16 protein-coding genes are annotated in these 18,293 nt (G+C 34.9%); all 16 read left to right on the top strand.

What is annotated here, in order from left to right; genetic code table 11:
• The first annotated feature begins 43 nt into the window (after positions 1-43).
• The 16 genes from AAIE21_RS16965 (at position 44) to AAIE21_RS17040 (ending at position 18,265) form a co-directional block, all read left to right on the top strand.
• Entirely contained in the window at positions 44-1,063 is a 1,020-nt protein-coding gene (locus tag AAIE21_RS16965) for an NAD(P)H-dependent glycerol-3-phosphate dehydrogenase (RefSeq protein WP_343267829.1), read from the top strand.
• Positions 1,064-1,073: 10 nt separating this feature from the next.
• The gene (locus AAIE21_RS16970) at positions 1,074-2,273 is read left to right on the top strand and encodes a CDP-glycerol glycerophosphotransferase family protein (protein ID WP_343267830.1); all 1,200 of its coding nucleotides are present in this window, start codon (positions 1,074-1,076) and stop codon (positions 2,271-2,273) included.
• 5 nt (positions 2,274-2,278) lie between these two features.
• Positions 2,279-3,082: an ABC transporter permease gene (locus AAIE21_RS16975; RefSeq protein ID WP_343267831.1), complete on the top strand. Its 804-nt coding sequence runs from the start codon at positions 2,279-2,281 to the stop codon at positions 3,080-3,082.
• 15 nt (positions 3,083-3,097) lie between these two features.
• The gene (tagH, locus tag AAIE21_RS16980; protein WP_343267832.1) at positions 3,098-4,789 is read left to right on the top strand and encodes a teichoic acids export ABC transporter ATP-binding subunit TagH; all 1,692 of its coding nucleotides are present in this window, start codon (positions 3,098-3,100) and stop codon (positions 4,787-4,789) included.
• A 125-nt stretch (positions 4,790-4,914) separates the two neighbouring features.
• Positions 4,915-6,897 carry a glycosyltransferase gene (locus AAIE21_RS16985; protein WP_343267833.1) on the top strand — a complete coding sequence of 661 codons (1,983 nt, stop codon included), beginning with the start codon at positions 4,915-4,917 and terminating at the stop codon, positions 6,895-6,897.
• A 154-nt stretch (positions 6,898-7,051) separates the two neighbouring features.
• Complete coding sequence (locus tag AAIE21_RS16990) at positions 7,052-7,207, top strand: hypothetical protein (RefSeq protein ID WP_343267927.1); 156 nt, start codon at positions 7,052-7,054, stop codon at positions 7,205-7,207.
• Between the two features lie 495 nt (positions 7,208-7,702).
• Positions 7,703-8,401, top strand: coding sequence for a YveK family protein (locus tag AAIE21_RS16995; RefSeq protein WP_343267834.1), 699 nt, complete (start codon positions 7,703-7,705; stop codon positions 8,399-8,401).
• On the top strand, positions 8,391-9,050 hold the full coding sequence (locus AAIE21_RS17000) for a CpsD/CapB family tyrosine-protein kinase (protein WP_343267835.1): 660 nt from the start codon (positions 8,391-8,393) through the stop codon (positions 9,048-9,050). The genes AAIE21_RS16995 and AAIE21_RS17000 overlap by 11 nt, the downstream gene beginning before the upstream one ends.
• A 386-nt stretch (positions 9,051-9,436) precedes the next feature.
• Positions 9,437-11,251, top strand: a complete 1,815-nt coding sequence (locus AAIE21_RS17005) for a polysaccharide biosynthesis protein (RefSeq protein ID WP_343267836.1) — start codon at positions 9,437-9,439, stop codon at positions 11,249-11,251.
• Positions 11,252-11,356: 105 nt separating this feature from the next.
• On the top strand, positions 11,357-12,529 hold the full coding sequence (locus tag AAIE21_RS17010; protein WP_343267837.1) for a glycosyltransferase family 4 protein: 1,173 nt from the start codon (positions 11,357-11,359) through the stop codon (positions 12,527-12,529).
• Positions 12,486-13,553, top strand: coding sequence for a glycosyltransferase (locus tag AAIE21_RS17015; protein WP_343267838.1), 1,068 nt, complete (start codon positions 12,486-12,488; stop codon positions 13,551-13,553). Before AAIE21_RS17010 ends, AAIE21_RS17015 begins: the two co-directional genes overlap by 44 nt.
• Before the next feature lie 11 nt (positions 13,554-13,564).
• Complete coding sequence (locus tag AAIE21_RS17020) at positions 13,565-14,677, top strand: glycosyltransferase family 1 protein (RefSeq protein WP_343267839.1); 1,113 nt, start codon at positions 13,565-13,567, stop codon at positions 14,675-14,677.
• Between the two features lie 27 nt (positions 14,678-14,704).
• Entirely contained in the window at positions 14,705-15,607 is a 903-nt protein-coding gene (locus AAIE21_RS17025) for a glycosyltransferase family 2 protein (RefSeq protein WP_343267840.1), read from the top strand.
• 152 nt (positions 15,608-15,759) lie between these two features.
• The gene (locus tag AAIE21_RS17030) at positions 15,760-16,827 is read left to right on the top strand and encodes an EpsG family protein (protein ID WP_343267841.1); all 1,068 of its coding nucleotides are present in this window, start codon (positions 15,760-15,762) and stop codon (positions 16,825-16,827) included.
• Between the two features lie 60 nt (positions 16,828-16,887).
• The gene (locus AAIE21_RS17035; RefSeq protein ID WP_343267842.1) at positions 16,888-17,655 is read left to right on the top strand and encodes a glycosyltransferase family 32 protein; all 768 of its coding nucleotides are present in this window, start codon (positions 16,888-16,890) and stop codon (positions 17,653-17,655) included.
• Positions 17,648-18,265 carry an acyltransferase gene (locus tag AAIE21_RS17040; RefSeq protein ID WP_343267843.1) on the top strand — a complete coding sequence of 206 codons (618 nt, stop codon included), beginning with the start codon at positions 17,648-17,650 and terminating at the stop codon, positions 18,263-18,265. Before AAIE21_RS17035 ends, AAIE21_RS17040 begins: the two co-directional genes overlap by 8 nt.
• Positions 18,266-18,293: the final 28 nt, after the last annotated feature.

Raw genomic sequence — 18,293 nt, forward strand, 5'->3', positions numbered from 1 at the left:
ATCATGTAGATCTTAGAACAACAGAGAAAGTTGAGGAAATGTTATGAATCATACAGTTACAGTCATCGGGGCTGGAAGTTGGGGAACAGCATTATCAATGGTATTAGCTGACAACGGCCATGCAGTTCGTATTTGGGGAAATAATGCCGAACAATTACGAGAAATTAATGAACATCATACGAATAAAACATATTTACCAGATATTCAATTACCTGAAACAATTCGTGGCTATGAAGACTTACAAGAAGCAATGCAAGGCGTAGATAAGGTTCTTCTCGTTGTTCCAACGAAAGCAATCCGCCCTGTATTAGCAGAGCTTCGTAAAGTTATCAATCAGCCTATTACAATCGTTCATGCAAGTAAAGGAATTGAGCCAGGGACATATAAACGTATTTCAGAAATGATTGAAGAAGAGATGCCAGCAGAATTATTAGAGGCGGTTGTTGTATTATCTGGCCCAAGTCATGCAGAAGAAGTAAGTTTACGTCATCCGACGACTGTTACTTCGGCATCTCATAACTTACAAGCAGCAGAAATGATTCAAGATTTATTTATGAATCAATATTTCCGTGTGTATACAAACCGTGATGTATTAGGTGTAGAGTTAGGCGGCGCTTTAAAGAATATTATCGCTCTTGGTGCAGGTATTAGTGATGGACTTGGTTACGGTGATAATGCAAAAGCTGCCCTTATCACACGTGGCCTAACAGAAATTGCTCGCCTTGGCTGCGCGATGGGAGCAACACCGCTAACATTTGCTGGTCTTACGGGCGTTGGCGATTTAATTGTAACGTGTACGAGTGTGCATAGCCGCAATTGGCGCGCTGGTAACATGATTGGTAAAGGCAAAAATTTAGAAGATGTGTTAAATAGCATGGGGATGGTTGTGGAAGGTGTACGTACAGCAGAAGCAGCTTATCATCTAGCTAAAGAGAAAAATATTGATATGCCAATCACATCCGCGATTTACGACGTACTATTTGCTGGTGAAGATGCAAAAAATGCGGTAGATACTTTAATGAATCGCATGGGTAAAGACGAACGAGACATAGCGCCGAAGTGATCAGACTGAGATGAGAATTTGGAAGAAGTTAAAAAAAACATCGATTGTCACCACAGCTTGTAAGTTTGTTTTTACAATTTGTAGTAAGATCCCATATCGAAAGAATTGTATTATATTTGAAAGCTATTTAGGAAGACAGTATAGCTGTAATCCAAAAGCAATTTATGAATATTTGAAAGGGCGCAATGCTAATTATCATATGATATGGAGCGTTGATAAACGGTATGCCAAACAGTTTGAAGCGTATGGAATCCCATATGTAAAGCGGCTATCAATTCCATGGTTTTTTTACATGGCGAAAGCTTCTTACTGGGTTACAAACAGCCGGATGCCGCTTTGGATGTCAAAGCCAAAGCATACGACATACGTTCAAACTTGGCATGGTACACCGTTAAAGAAATTAGCGCAAGATATGGAAGAAGTGCATATGCCAGGAACGACAACGAAAAAGTATAAAAATAATTTCTATCATGAATCTCGTAATTGGGATTACTTATTATCACCAAGTGCGTATGCAACAGAGAAATTTAAAAGCGCATTTCAGTTTGAAAAAGAAATTGTTGAGGTTGGCTATCCGCGGAATGACTATTTATATACGCATAATCATTCTGCTTATATTAAAGAGGTAAAGAAGAAGCTTAACTTGCCACTAGATAAAAAAGTGATTTTATATGCTCCAACGTGGCGAGATGATCAATTTGATGAAACGGGTAAGTATACTTTTGACCTGCAATTAGATTTATCGTACTTACAAGAAAATCTCGGTAAGGATTATATCGTTTTATTACGTATGCACTACTTAGTGATGAGTGACTTTCATTTATCAAAATATGAGCAGTTCGCATACGACGTTTCCAAGCATATTGACATTAACGAATTATATTTACTTGCAGATATGTTAATTACCGATTACTCCTCCGTTTTCTTTGATTACGCGAATTTGCGTAAACCGATCATTTTTTATACGTATGATCTTGCTTCATATCGCGATAAGCTGCGTGGTTTCTATTTTCAATTTGGAGAAGAAGCCCCAGGACCACTTGTTATGACGACAGAAGAAGTGGTCGCGGCCGTTCGGGCGATTGAACAAGACTGCTTAACGAAACAGTTTGCAGCAACGTATGAAGATTTTTATAATCGCTACTGCTATACAGAAGATGGACAATCATCTAAACGAGTCGTAGAGAAAATTTTTTATAGAGAGGCATAATTCATATGAATGCAACGTTCATGGTCATAAAGGAACAAGTGAACAACTTCTATTTAATGAAGCGCTTGTCTATTTATGAGTTGAAAAGCACGAATAACAATAACTACTTGGGAATGGTTTGGGAAGTATTGAATCCTCTCATTCAAATGAGTATTTACTGGTTTGTATTTGGACTCGGAATACGAGGAGGACAAGGCGTTGACGGTGTACCATTTGTATTTTGGTTATCAGCTGGTCTTGTCGTTTGGTTTTTCTTCCATCCTGCGGTTATGCAAGGCACGAAATCCGTATATAAACGTTTGAATATGGTTTCAAAGATGAGTTTTCCGCTAAGCGTTATCCCAAGTTATGTTATTTTATCAGTTTTTTATCAGCATATTATATTAGTGGGAATTGTGACGCTTGCCTTTCTCCTTTCTGGACAAGGTGTATCACTACATTATTTGCAACTCCCTTACTATATGATTTCAGCTATTATGTTAGTATTTGCTATCGTGTTAATTACATCAACATTAGCAACAATTGTGCGTGATGTTCAAATTATTGTTCAAGCAATCATGCGTATGATGTTATATATTACACCAATCTTATGGACGCCAGAAAAACTGCCACCTGCGCTACAAACAGTGATGAAATTTAATCCATTTGCTTATGTTGTGGAAGGGTACCGAGAGGTGTTTTTAGGTACAGGATGGTTTTATGAACGGATGGCATACACAGGTTATTTTTGGGGTGTTGTTCTCGGGTTATTTATAATCGGGGCAGCACTGCATGTTAAATTCAGAAAGTATTTTGTAGATTATTTATGATGAGGACTGTAAATAATGAACAATCCAGTAAAGTTTCATAATGTAACAAAAAAATATAAAATGCATAGTAAAAATGCCGATAAGTTAAAGGATATGTTATATCCAGGTGGCTTCGGTGAAGATTTCTATGCTTTGCAAAACATAACGTTTGAAGCGCAGCAAGGAGACGTTATCGGTGTAATCGGTGTAAATGGATCTGGGAAATCGACACTTTCTAATTTAATTGCCGGCATTACATTACCAACAAACGGCGAGATTACAACAAATGGACAAGTTTCATTAATTGCAATTGCAGCTGGGCTCAATAATCAACTAACAGGTCGTGAAAATATTGAGCTGAAATGTTTAATGCTCGGTTTTACAAAAAAAGAAATTGAACAAATGACACCAGAAATTATCGATTTCGCTGATATTGGTTCATTTATTGATATGCCGGTAAAGAAGTATTCAAGCGGTATGAAATCACGTCTTGGTTTTGCAATCTCTGTCAGCATTAATCCAGATATTCTCGTCATTGACGAAGCGTTATCCGTTGGGGATCAAACTTTTGCAGACAAATGCTTACAGCGTATGAATGAATTTAAAGAGCAAGGAAAAACAATCTTCTTTGTTAGCCATTCTATGGGACAAGTAAAACGTTTTTGTACGAAAGCATTATGGCTTCAGTACGGTGAAGTTCGAGGATTTGGCCCGATAGAAGAAATGATGCCACAGTATGAAGCGTTCTTAAAAGAATATAAAGCAATGAGTAAAGAAGAGCAGAAACAATTTAAAGAAAAAGCCGAACAAAAACAATCGGGAAAAGAGCTTGTAGAAGAAAAGCAGGGCGAGAACGATGTGAAACCAGAATCAGTAGCTTCTAAGCAAGAACAAAATGCAGTTCAATATAATGAATCAGCTGAAATGTTTATGCCAAAGAAGAAGTTACCGTTCAGATGGATTGGGGTTGCCCTAGCAGTCGTGCTCCTCTTAACAGCTGGCGGAATTACGTATGCAAAACGTGATCAATGGTTCGCTTCTTCAGAGAAACGAGAAGACGTACAGGCCAAGCCAGAGCCAAAGCAAGAACATCCACTGCAAAATATTGATATAAGATATATATCCTCAGCCAAAGCTCGCGTTCGTACTGGTCCATCTGTTAGCAGTTCCAATATTGCGATGATGGAATTTGGCCAGCCTTTTATTGTGAAAGAAGTAAAACAAGATGAGAGTGGCGAAGGAAACTGGCTGAAATTCGACCGGGCAGATGGAACAGAAGGCTTTGTAGGTGAATCAGTTACAACGGCTGTGCCATTTGATCAATTATTATCCTATGATGATATACAGCCAAAGATCGATCAGCTTATCAATCAACCAGACATATTGCAACAGACTACTGCTGTATTCGGAAAAACAAAAAGTCAAATCAATGAATTCCAAGGACCAGCAATCGATGAAACAGTAGATGCTTTGTATAAGACCGTGTACTATCAAAAGCTAGCAGTGGAATTAAACCCAGCTGGAAAAGCAATTAGTGTTACAGTGCAGAAACTATCTATTCCAGTAGAAATATTACTTCAAATATTAGGGACGCCGCACATACAAAGTAATGATGAAAGTACGTATATCTATCGTACAAACAAATATGATTTCATATTTACGACACCAAACGGCATCTCAATAAGCCAAATGAAGGTGATTTCAGCGGAGGAGATGGCTGCAAAATAGATCAGAAAGGTACCTGCTACTCGGCTGGTAGGATGAGTAGCAGGTGCTTTTTTTATATAGATTAAAATGTACATTCTGCAATGATACAGTTCATGCAGAAAAAATGAAGATTAGTAGGTGAGAGCGTGAGTTATGAGATTTATTTAATGATGGGCTCCGTGGATGTAGTTCGCGGTGGAATGACGAAAGCCTTACTAAAAAGAGCAAACATACTAGCAGAGCAATATGATAAAGTAAACATCTTAACTTTTAATTATAATACGAATTATGATCAAATTCGCCAACAGTTATACCACTTAAATTTATTAAAACTGAATGTTATCTTACACAACATGTATGAATCATTTAGTGATAAAAGAACTTGTATGTGGAATCTATATGAAGATGGGAAAATCGTAGAGAATAAGAAACATAAAGGTGTACGAGAGTTTGATAATGGTTTATATCAGAACTATAAAGCGTATCGTAGGGATAAATCTCTCCTATTTATAGACTATTTTAATGAAAGAGCAGAACGTGTAAAACGTGAAGATTATAATAGATATGGAAAAATGGTGAAGGCTGCATATATGGACCTCATCACAAATAAAGAAAAACAAGCTGTCTTTTATAATGAGAATGGCCGTGCTTATATTACAAAGTGGATAAATCGTAAAACAGAGGATGTTGAGCGTATTTTCTTATTTGAAGAAGGTAAAAAAGAGAAATTACTTTTAAATGAGGACGAGCTGAAGAAATATTGGATTGAGAAGATGGTAGAAAATGATGAAAATCCAATTATTATTTCAGATTCTCGTAGTACCGATGAGTTATTACAATCCATTACAGATGAAAATGTCGGGAAAGTAGTTGTTATTCATAGTTCTCATTTGAATCACCCATATAAATACGGATCACCGCTTGTTGCGAAGAATAGTAGAACATTAGAGATGTTAAATGAATTTGATGCAGCAGTCTTCTTAACGCAAGAACAAAAGCAAGATATTACAAATAGATTCGGAAGTCGTTCCACATACTATGCGATATCTCATAGTGCATCAAAAGTAGAGCTAAATAAACAAATTAAAAAGGATGATTGGAAAGCTGTTGTAGTATCTCGTTTTACTAGCTTAAAGAATATTGATCATACAATACGAGCATTTAAAGGGGTTGTACAACAATTACCGAAGGCGAAATTAGAAATATGGGGTTTCGGTCCTGAAGAAGAGAAGTTACAGCAATTAATTATCGACCAAGGATTAGAAAAATCAGTTGCAATCAAAGGATTTACAACGAATGCAGCTGAAGTATTCCAAAGCGCAGCATTCTCTATTATGACATCGAAATCAGAAGGATTTGGTATGGTTATTTCTGAAAGTATGTCTGTTGGAACGCCGGTTATTTCTTACGATATTAAATATGGTCCGCGTGATATGATTCGTGATTATGAAAATGGCATTCTTGTACAGGAAAACGATGAGCATGCGTTAGAAGAAGCAATGATCTTTATGTTCAAAAATAGAAAGATGCGCAAGCAAATGAGCCGAGAGGCAGTGAAAATTGTTGAAGAACTTAGCGATCAAAAATTCTTACAGCAATGGACAGACTTATTTAAAGCTGTAACAGAACAAAAAACGAAACGAGTTGTGATGAAGAAACCAAGATGCCGCTTAACTTCATTACAATGGAGCCATAAAGAAACAGGAACATTAAAAATAGAAGGAACAATTCAAGTTTCGAAAGAATATAAAGATGATTTAAAATTATCTCTTTACGTCCGTCATCGTGAGGAAGTTATTGATGGATATAGCCCAGTTACGTACTCATGGAAAGACAAAGAGACAGTTATATTTACCACAGAAGTTGTTTTAGGTTACTTCTGCGAGGGGGATTGGATTTCTAAAGGGATTTGGGATGTTTATATGAGTTACTCTGTTCGTAATTTCCATGAGTTTATTCGCCTAGGAAAGAGAAAATCAAAAGAAGTAGAACAGTTCCAATCTTATATTCACCATAAACAAGCAACAATTTTTCCATACTTTACATCACCATATGGAAACTTGAGTATTGATGTTGGAGAACAAATGCATACATTATCCGAAATAGAAGCGAATGAAGTGAGAATATAGTTTGTTGTATAACGCAATGATATAAAAAATACACCAGTATGTTACTGGTGTATTTTTTCAGGCTGTGGAGAAAGTCTTCTCCACAGCCTGTTTTGTGTCTGAACCTCTTTTCATCTGTCAACAATGATAAAAAGAAGAAAAGGAGTGGTTTATTATGATGGGTGCATTAAAAAATCATCGTGATGAGCGTGTATCAGTTTCTGTTGAAGAGTTAGTTCCACAAGATCACTTTCTTCGTACAATTGAAGCGACTATTAATTTTGATTTTATTGAGGAAAAGTTACGTCCTTTGACCAAAAAGGTCAGGTGAAGGGCTATTTTTCTTATTTTTATCATTTTTTATATTTTTTATAGATAAAAACTTCAATTCTTCTAGAGTGTGAGAAACCCTAAAGGGTTTCCCAACACTCTGAAAAAATGAGAAGAAATATTTTCTTTGCACTTTTTTATTTTCTTTAAAAATCTATATTCTATGGTTAAAACATTGTTACATAGCTTAAGTATAAAATTACATAATAATAACTTAATATAACGAGATAACCATTGAGTTTGGGGTGTAAATTTATATTGACGGGTTCATTATCAAGAACTAAAATGAATATTACATGAATATATTATGATTATTAAAATAAGTTACGTATTTTTAAAATATATACTTGAAAAATTCATTTGGCTTATCTTTAAGTAAATAATTTGAGATGTAAGTAAATTTTACTTTGGTAATAGCATTTGGTTTATCTGTAATTTGCATATGGAAGCCTTTTTACTAAGTTAAAGATAAATCAAACAGTAGTGGAGGAGAAATATGGAGAAGGAAATAAATTTAAAAAGCTTGTTTAATGTTATAAGAAGAAGATTTTGGATTATTGTAGTAATCACGATATTGGCTGCATTTGCTGGTGGCATATACAGCTTTTTCATGAAAGCGCCTTTATATGCGTCCTCTGCAAGAATTCTTATTCCGGCAAATGCTGAAGCAATGAGTACACTTAAAGTAATGATAAAAGAACCTATTGTTTTAGAGAAAGTGGCTCAGCAGCTAAATCTGCAAAAATCAGCAAGTGCATTAAGCGGACAGATAAGTGTAGGAAAGGTGGAAGAGTCACAGGTTGTCGTCATCACAGCTGTAGATACTAATCCGGCTCAGGCTGCTCAAATTGCTAATGCTACAGCAAATGTTTATAAAAAAGAAGTAAGTGCTATCATGAATTTTGGAAGTGTTCGTATCTTAACAGAGGCAAACGTACAAGGAAATCCTTCACCAATAAATCAAAATCATACAAGTGCGATAGGGATGGCCTTGGCTGTTGGATTCATATTGAGCATAGGATTGGTTTTCCTATTAGATTCTCTTGATGAAACGATTAAATCGGAACGAAACATTGAGCAACTATTACATGTTCCCGTTCTAGGTACTGTTTCTCAAATGAAGAAAAATAATATGGTGGATAAAAAAAGTAATAAGAACAGTGTAACAGCGAGAGGTGAAACAGTTGATTTATAACAGAAAACGAAAACGCGTACTCGATAAAAGTCATTTAATTGCCCATATTGCCCCAAACTCGAAGGTTTCTGAGGAATATCGAACAATTCGTACTAATCTTCAGCTCTCATCTAAAGTCAATAAAAAGAGAACTATAGTTATTACTTCTCCGGGGTATGGAGAAGGGAAAACTACCACTGTAGCAAACTTAGCGGTCTCCATTGCTCAGCAGGGAGAAAAAATATTAGTTATTGATGCAGATTTGAGAAATCCTGCTCTCCATGCCATCTTCGGGCTGGAAAATAAATTTGGATTAACAAGTATCCTCACTGAGAAAGCAACATTAGAAAAAGTAGTAACTCAGACAGAAATCCAAAATATCCATGTATTGACAAGTGGTCCGGAAATCAATAATCCAGCTGAGACGCTCAACCTGCCTATCATGCAATTTTTAATTAGCAAAGCAATAGAGCAATATGACGCGATATTATTTGACTCACCGCCTCTTCTGGAGGTAGCTGACACGAATATATTAGTCAACCAATGCGATGGAGTATTGGTGGTATTAAGCTGCAATCAAACTGCTAGTGAAGCAGTAATTGAGGTAGAAAGGGCGTTAGGATTAACAAAAGGAAAGCTACTTGGTGCTATTTTGAATAAAAAGGTATAAGGAATTTACCATAATAAAATGTCCAAACAATGCTGATGCAGTATTTTTCTAATCTATACATAAGATTGAAAAGCCTATAGGATTCGGTGATGCCTCCTTACCAATATCAATGGAGGCACTCGGTCATGCTGTGGGTTAAAAGCCTTAGACGTCAGTCGTCAAGAGTGTGATGTGAGGGAGGGTTAAATGCCCAAATTTATTTGAAGTTTTTGTCTAGAAAGTCTTTTAAAAGGATTTTGTAGATAGGGACTTCACGTTAGTAGGCATTGAATGCTTTCCTTGTTTATATATTCAGTTAGACATACGTAAAATATGAATCCGTTAATCTTGAGATACAAGTTATAAGAATTTCTTTTTGTTAAAAAAATTGAGAGAGGGGGCCTATTATGACATACCATCAAAGATTATTTTTATTAATTTTAATAGATTCCTTAATTGTATTAACCACAATTTTCTTTAGCCGCTTTTTAGTAAGTGCGGATTTCAATGTCATAAAGTTGCCAATCGTAGTAAGTGCAATGACATTGCTATTTAGCCATCATATTTTTTCCTTTATTTATAAGCTTTACAAAAAAGCATGGGAGTATGCAAGTATAGGGGAATTGTTAATTATTGTGAAGGCAGTTACACTTTCTATTATCACAACAGCAGTAGTACAACAGGTATTGCTCCAAGACATTTACTTCCGTCTGCTTGTTGTAACGTGGATGATTCATGTTTTACTGATTGGGGGATCACGCTTTCTATGGCGAATGTTCAGAGATGCATATATTAAAAATGGTGACGACAAAAAAAGAACAATGATTATTGGCGCAGGTTCTGCGGGAACAATGGTTGTGCGACAGCTTTTGAATAATAATGAAACAGAATTACTACCTGTTGCCTTCATCGATGACAATATAAAGAAACATGGATTGGATATCCTTGGGATACCAGTAATCGGAGGAGTTAATCGTATTGAATCTGCTGTTCAGCAATTGGATATTGATAATATCATAATAGCAATTCCGTCGCTTAGCAAGAAAGCATTAAATACGATTTTCCAAGAATGTTCCAAGACAAAAATAAAAACACAAATTCTTCCGATGTTAGAGGATTTAATGACTGGGAAGGTTTCAGTAAATGAATTTCGTGATGTTCAGGTAGAAGATTTATTAGGGCGTGAACCTGTTGAATTAGATATTGAAAGTATTTCAGGATTCATTACTGATAAAGTTATTTTGGTAACTGGTGCCGGTGGTTCAATTGGATCTGAAATTTGTCGTCAAATCGCAAAATTCAATCCAAAACAATTGGTTTTATTAGGCCATGGGGAAAATAGTATTTATTCCATTGAAATGGAGTTAAAAGAGTTATACGGTAACACAGATATTGTCTTCACTACAGAAATTGCTGATGTACAGGATGATATGAAAATGATGTCAGTAATGGGTCGATATCAGCCTCAAGTTGTTTATCATGCTGCTGCACATAAACATGTACCGTTGATGGAACGCAACCCTGAAGAAGCTATAAAAAATAATTTAATTGGAACAACAAATGTTGCAAAAGCAGCGAGCTGGCATGGGGTCGAGACGTTTGTAATGATTTCTACAGATAAAGCTGTGAATCCGACAAGTGTAATGGGTGCAACAAAAAGGTTGGCTGAAATGGTAATTCAGAATTTGGACAAAACAAGCAAAACGAGATTTGTGGCTGTACGCTTTGGTAATGTACTAGGAAGCCGTGGTAGTGTTATACCGTTGTTTAAAAAGCAAATTAAGCAAGGTGGCCCAGTTACAGTTACACATCCAGAAATGATTCGTTACTTTATGACAATTCCAGAAGCATCCAAGCTTGTAATACAGGCGGGGGCATTGGCTAAAGGTGGAGAAATATTTGTTTTAGATATGGGAGATCCTGTGAAAATAGTAGACCTTGCAAAAAATTTAATTACATTATCGGGAAATTCGCTAGAAGAGATACAAATAAAGTTCACTGGAATCAGACCTGGAGAGAAGCTTTTTGAAGAGTTATTGAAAAAAGAAGAAGTACATGAGCAACAAATCCATCCTAAAATTTATATAGGTAAAACATCAAATCTTTGTATAAATGAAATTGAAACAGTTATCCAAACTTATGACAATCTTGAGAAGGCAGAATTACGAAAATATGTATTGGCATTGGCAAATAGTCATATAGTTCCGCAAAATATAACGTGAATATAAGCTTGCATACATATGTTTAAACTCATGTTTATGATGTAGAAAAACGAAGTATGTACAAGTGATAAGAAAGACTATAACAACAAGTGTAGGGTGATAGAGGTGGAAAATAAAGTATTATTCTGTGCAACGGTAGACTTTCATTTTAAAGCATTTCACTTGCCATATATGAAATGGTTTAAAGATCAAGGTTGGGAAGTTCATGTTGCTGCTGCCGGTAACATGGAACTTCCATACGTGGATAAGAAGTATGAAATTACTATTCAAAGATCGCCTCTGCATCTTAAAAATATTAAGGCTTATAAAGAGTTAAAAGCTATCATTGATAAAAATAGATATAAAATTATCCATTGCCATACACCGATGGGAGGAGCAATTGCACGTTTGGCGGCAAAAAATTCTAGAAAACATGGAACAAAAGTTTTATATACTGCTCATGGATTCCATTTTTGTAAAGGTGCGCCACTTATAAATTGGTTGTTATATTATCCAATTGAAAAGATGCTTGCAAATTACACAGACTGCCTTATCACAATTAATCAGGAGGACTATAATTTAGCTGTTCATCGGCAATTCAAAGCGGCTAAAATTGAACAAGTTCATGGAGTGGGAGTAGACACAGGATATTTTAAACCAGTTGATGTGGTACAAAAAAATTGTCTAAGGATCGAGATGGGTTATAAGCAGGACGATTTTTTAATGTTTTATGCGGCTGAGTTTAATAAAAATAAAAATCAACAGCTTTTGATTCAATCATTAGCTTTAATAAAAGATAATGTTCCAAATGCAAGGCTGTTATTAGCTGGGAACGGTCCCTTAATAAATGACTGTAAAAGGTTAGCTAAACAAATGGGAGTGTTTGAAATGATCGATTTCCTCGGTTATCGAAATGATATCGTAAAGATTTTACCTATCTGCGATATTGCAGTTGGATCGAGTCTCCGCGAAGGTCTGCCAGTTAATATTATGGAAGCGATGGCTTGTGGTTTGCCCATAATTGCAAGTGAGAACAGGGGGCATTTGGAGCTTGTAGAAGATAGTGCAAATGGCTATATCATTCCCAATCAAGATGCTCAACTTTTTGCTTTAAAAATAGTAGAGTTGAACAAGTCAAAAGCATTACTAGTAAAAATGGGTACTGAAAGTAAACGGAAAATGAATAAATATTCAATTGTTCAAGTTGAATCTGAAATGAGTTCTATTTATAGGAAATACATTCTGGAGGAATTGGATGAAACCAAAAGTCAGTATAATAATTCCGGTCTACAATGTTGAGAATTTATTAGGAAGATGTTTAAACAGCTTAATGTCACAAACACTTGAAGATATTGAGATCATTATGATAAACGATGGTTCAACAGATCGGAGTGCAGAGATACTTAATGAATATGCAAAGAAAGATAACAGAATTATAGTGATTGAAAAAGAAAACGGTGGTGTTTCTTCAGCAAGAAACAAAGGCATACAAATTGCAAGCGGAGAATATATTGGGTTTGTTGATCCAGACGATTGGATTGATGTAGAAATGTATGACACTATGTATAAGGAAGCTGTTCAGAGTGGAGCAGACATTGTTATGTGTACATATATCCGTGAATTTGGGAGCCATTCAAAAGAGAAGAAATTTAATCTGCCTGAAAAAGTTTGTTATAAAGGTGAAGAAATTAAAGAAAATGTAATGAGACGTTTAATAGGTCCTATAAATGAAGAGATGGGAAACCCAGAGTTCTTAGATGCTTGGGGCACTGTTTGGTCAAAGCTTTATCGTTCTGCGGTTATTAAAGAAAATGCTATTCAGTTTGTGGATTTGAGTTATATTGGTACAAATGAGGATTCATTATTTAATATACAGGCGTTTTATTATATAGATAATTTTGTTTTCTTAAACGAGCCATTTTATCATTATTGGAAAACAAATGCGGCTTCGGTGACATCTAATTACAAATCGGAATTGATGAACCAATGGTTTAACCTGTATAACATCATCGAGAGATTTTTAAAAGATAAGGGGCTATCAGGGAATTTCCAATTAGCTTTAAATAATCGTATTTGTCTTAATACGCTCGGACTTGGCCTGAATACAATCAGTAAAAGTAATCGTGTATCTCCATTAACGAAATTTAATATATTAAGTAAAATACTGAATGATAATCGTATAAAACGTTCTTTTAAGCAATTAGAAATGAATTACTTTCCGATTGTTTGGAAGGCGTTTTACTTTTGTGTAAAATACAGGTTTACTGCAGGATATTATTTCATGTTAGTGGCAATAGATTCACTCAGAAAGATGATTAGATAGGAGTGGTACTCTTGAAACCTATTCGTATACTTCAAGTAGTTACCGTTATGAATCGTGGCGGGCTTGAAACTATGTTGATGAATTATTACCGAAGAATAGATCGTAGCAAGATTCAATTTGATTTTATGGTACATAGAACAGATAAGGGACATTATGATGATGAAATTGAGAGGCTTGGTGGGAAAATTTATCGAATGCCACAGATACGACCTGGAAATTATCGCCGTTATTTTAAATTACTCAATGAGTTCTTTGCTACTAATCCTGAGTATAAAGTAGTACATTCCCATATCAATGAGAACAGTAGTTTTGTATTAAGAGCAGCAAAAAATGCAGGTGTTCCGTGCCGTATTGCTCACAGTCATTTAAGTGATTTAGGTATCGATATAAAACTTCCTTTTCGATTATATGCAAGATTCACAATGAAAGAAAATCCGACTGCATATTTTGCATGTTCAAAAAAAGCAGGGGAATGGTTGTTTGGGAAGAAAAGGGCAAGCTGTAATGAAGTAAAAGTTCTAAATAACGCAGTGAATGCTGCAGAATTTAAATATAACGAAAGTAACAGAAATAAAGTAAGAGAAGAAATTGGAGCAAACGATAATACGTTAGTTATCGGGCATGTAGGAAGATTCAATAAGCAAAAAAATCATGAATTTTTAATAGATATTTTCCATGCTGTACATAAAAAGAACCCAGAATCCATACTGGTTCTCATAGGGGAAGGTACCCTACGTGCAAGCATTGAAAAAAAAGTCGCTGACTTAGGGTTGTCTTCTAAAGTCAGATTTCTAGGAACTAGAGCCGATATCCCGCAATTGATGCAAGGATTTGACATTTTTCTTTTTCCTTCGCTTTTTGAAGGCTTACCAGTTGTACTAGTGGAAGCACAGGCTGCTGGTCTAAATTGTGTGGTGTCTGATGCAATTACTAGTGAATCTAACTTGACTGGCCGAATGAAATTTATGAGCTTAAAGAGTTCAACAGAATTATGGGCAGATGCAATTTTTTCCTCATCATTAGAGCATGAGGATACAACAAATGTAATGCAAAATATGGGCTATGATACAGCTACTATGGCAAACTGGCTAACAGATTACTATTATGCACATGCCTATAAATAATAAAAACTTGATGCAGGAGGGTTTGCAATGACACCACTCTTAACCGTTTTTACACCTACATATAATCGTGCATATACCCTTCATTTATGTTACGAAAGTTTAAAGAAGCAAAAATGTAAAGATTTTATTTGGTTAATCATTGATGATGGCTCTACTGATAACACAAAGGAACTTATAGATACGTGGATTGCAGAAGATGTCGTTCCCATTCGTTATCATTACCAAGAAAATCAAGGTATGCACGGGGCACACAATACCGCTTATGAATTAATGGATACAGAGTTAAATGTTTGTATAGACTCGGATGATTATATGGCTGAAGATGCTGTTGAAAAGATTGCTTCATTTTGGAAGACACATGGAAGTAAGAAGTTTGCTGGAATAGTCGGGTTGGATGCGAAACAGAATGGAGAGATCATTGGAACTAAAATGCCATCTAATATTAAATCTTCCACACTGTCAAGTTTGTATGGTCTTCATGGGGTTAGAGGCGATAAGAAACTAGTTTATCGTTCGGAATTGACAAGAAATTCTTTGCCATATCCTATATTTTCAGGAGAGAAGTACTGTCCGCTCAGTTATAAGTATATTTTAATTGATCAACAATGTCCTTTACTCATTATGAACGAAGTCTTATGCCATGTGGAATATTTAGATGATGGTTCAAGCATGAACATGATTAAACAATATAAGAAAAACCCGCGTGGTTTTTTATTCTTCAGAAAGGTTGCTATGAAGTATGCTCCTTCTTTTAAGGAGAGATTTCGGGAATCCATACATTATGTATCAAGTAATTTAATGATTAGAAATTATGCTTTTCTTAAAGAATCACCATGTAAGGGTACCACTTTCTTAGCAATACCTTTCGGGATTCTTCTTTATCTTTATATACAGAATACAAGTAATAAAACTGTTTCGAAGCGCCATTAGGAAGGTGAAGATATGCCGGTAATTGCTGTTTAAGGTTGCAATAATTGGTTGATTAATCGCTTAATATATTTATGTATAAATATATCTATTTTTTCTAGTGCCTTTGCTTGTCTAAGTTACTTGCTTGTTTGCTGTGTGGAAGGAGTTATGGAATGACTATATTATGGATAAACCTTTCTGTAGTTTACATTTTATCCTTTTTTGCAAGATATTCTGCAAAGAGCATGAGCAATGGGATCGTTCCAGTTCAACCAAATAAACTACTTAGTTTCTTGGCAATGGCATCTCTTGCTATTGTATCGGGACTTAGAAATAATATTGGTGATACTTATTTTTACATGTATTCCTATGCCCACAATGAATTCAGTTGGAGCAATATTGATTTCTCAGGGGATTTTGGATTTGATATTTTACAGATGTTTCTGCAACAGTTCTCAAAAGATCCGCAGATAATGATATTTTTTGTCGCTTTAGTGACAAATGTATTAATTGTAATAACTCTTTATAAATACTCTCGAATGCTTGAATTAGCTTTATTTGTATATATTACAGGTGGAATGTATTTGGTATCCATGAATGGAATCAGACAGTTTTTAGCAGCATCTATTGTCTTTATGGCCACGAAATATATTTTTAATGGAAATTGGAAAAAATATATTTTGATTGTACTTTTAGCATCTCTGATTCATAAGTCAGCGCTTGTCTTAATCCCAATTTATTTTTTGGTTAGGAGAAAGGCTTGGGCTTGGGATACGTATGTATTGCTGTTCCTCTCGGTCATTATAGTAATTGGATTTAATCAATTCTCAGCAGCATTGTTCTCGGCATTAGAATCAACTCAGTATGGACACTACAAGGACTTTGCAGAGGGAGGAGCAAATGTATTACGTGTTGCAGTTAGTGCTGTGCCAGTAGTTATTGCATATCTTGGAAAAGAAAAATTAAGAGAAGTCTTTCCGAAAAGTGATTACATTGTAAACATGTCTTTAATTGGTTTAGTGTTCATGATTATTTCAACGCAAAATTGGATATTTGCAAGATTCACCATTTACTTCAGTTTATATCAATTAATTTTAATTTCGTGGATTGTTGTATTATTTTCTAAAAAGGATAGGAATTTCGTATATTACGGACTCTTATTATGTTATCTCTTTTATTATTTTTACGAGAGTGTAATAAGTTTAGGCATCATTTATACAAGTAAATATATATCTTTATAGATTTTTCAGTAATCCCTACTTTTAAGTATAAATTTAAGCATATCGGGGAGAGTGTATCAATTGGAGAACGTGAGGAAAATTCCATCAATCATACATTATTGTTGGTTTGGTGGTGGAGAGAAGCCTGAGATCGTACGAAAATGCATAGATAGCTGGAAGAAGAATATCCCAGAATATGAAATTATTGAATGGAATGAAAAAAATTTTGACATAGAATGTAACTTATATGTTAAAGAAGCCTATGATGCGAAAAAATTTGCATTTGTAAGTGATTATGTAAGGGTATATGTTCTTTATAAGTTTGGAGGTATTTATTTAGATACCGATGTAGAGGTATTCAAACCTTTTGATAATATGCTCCATCATAATTCATTTTGGGGATTTGAACAAGAAAATTATATAGCTACAAGTACTATAGGAGCTATGAAAGGAAATAAGTTAATTAAAACATTTTTGGATTCATATGAAGGGAAAGAGTTCATCAAAAAAGATGGAAACCATGATGAATTAACCAATGTGGCTATTGTAACGAATATACTAAAAAATGCAGGATTAAAATTAAATGGAGAATATCAAGAAATAAGCGGTATGGGAGCCTTTTATCCACAAACGTATTTTTCTCCATATGATTATATCAATTGCAGAAAATTTATAACTGAAAATACATATGCAATGCATCATTTTTATAAAAGTTGGTTGCCGCCCAAAGTAAGAATCAAGGGTAATATAAAGTTAATCTTAGCGAAAATAATAGGTGGAAATAATATTGCTAGGCTAAGAAGGTACATAATAGGAAAACAAGGTTTTAAGGAGAATACACATGATTAAGGTATTCAAGAAAATTATTCAAACAATAGTTGCAGAAAGCCGTAATAGAGGACTGTACTTTACTGTACTAATGAATGTTTCACATGTAATTGGTGCATTAAGAGGCGCCTTCTATAAGGTAATATATTTTCGTAATATAAAGTGTTCAATCTTTTTTCTCCAAGCAAATAGCAAGATTGAAATCTTTAATAAGCGTTCAAAAGTTAATATTGGAAAGTTTGTATTTGTAAGAAAGAATGCCAGCATTAGACTGGATTTTGACGGAGTATTAGATATAGAAGAAAAAGTATTTATTAATGATAACTGTAATATCAACTGTGTAAAGAGAATATCGATTGGAAGAGGTACAAAGATAGGACCAAATGTGAGCATTAATGACCACGACCATAATTATAAAGACCCTACAGATGGTCATCTGGTAAAAGGTGAAGTAAAGATAGGGAAGAATGTTTGGATTGGTTCTAATGTAGTTATATTGAAGGATACTGTTATAGGCGATAATACCGTAATAGCCGCCGGGAGCGTTGTAAAAGGGCGTATTCCTTCTAATACGCTATTTGTGAATAAAAGAGAGAATATGTGTATTGATCGCACTAGTTTAAGCAGCTAATGAAAAGTTTATTCCATATGAATTCACA

The organism is Paenibacillus sp. 102 (genome assembly GCF_039549175.1).
Classification (GTDB): Bacteria; Bacillota; Bacilli; order Bacillales; family Bacillaceae_G; genus Bacillus_A.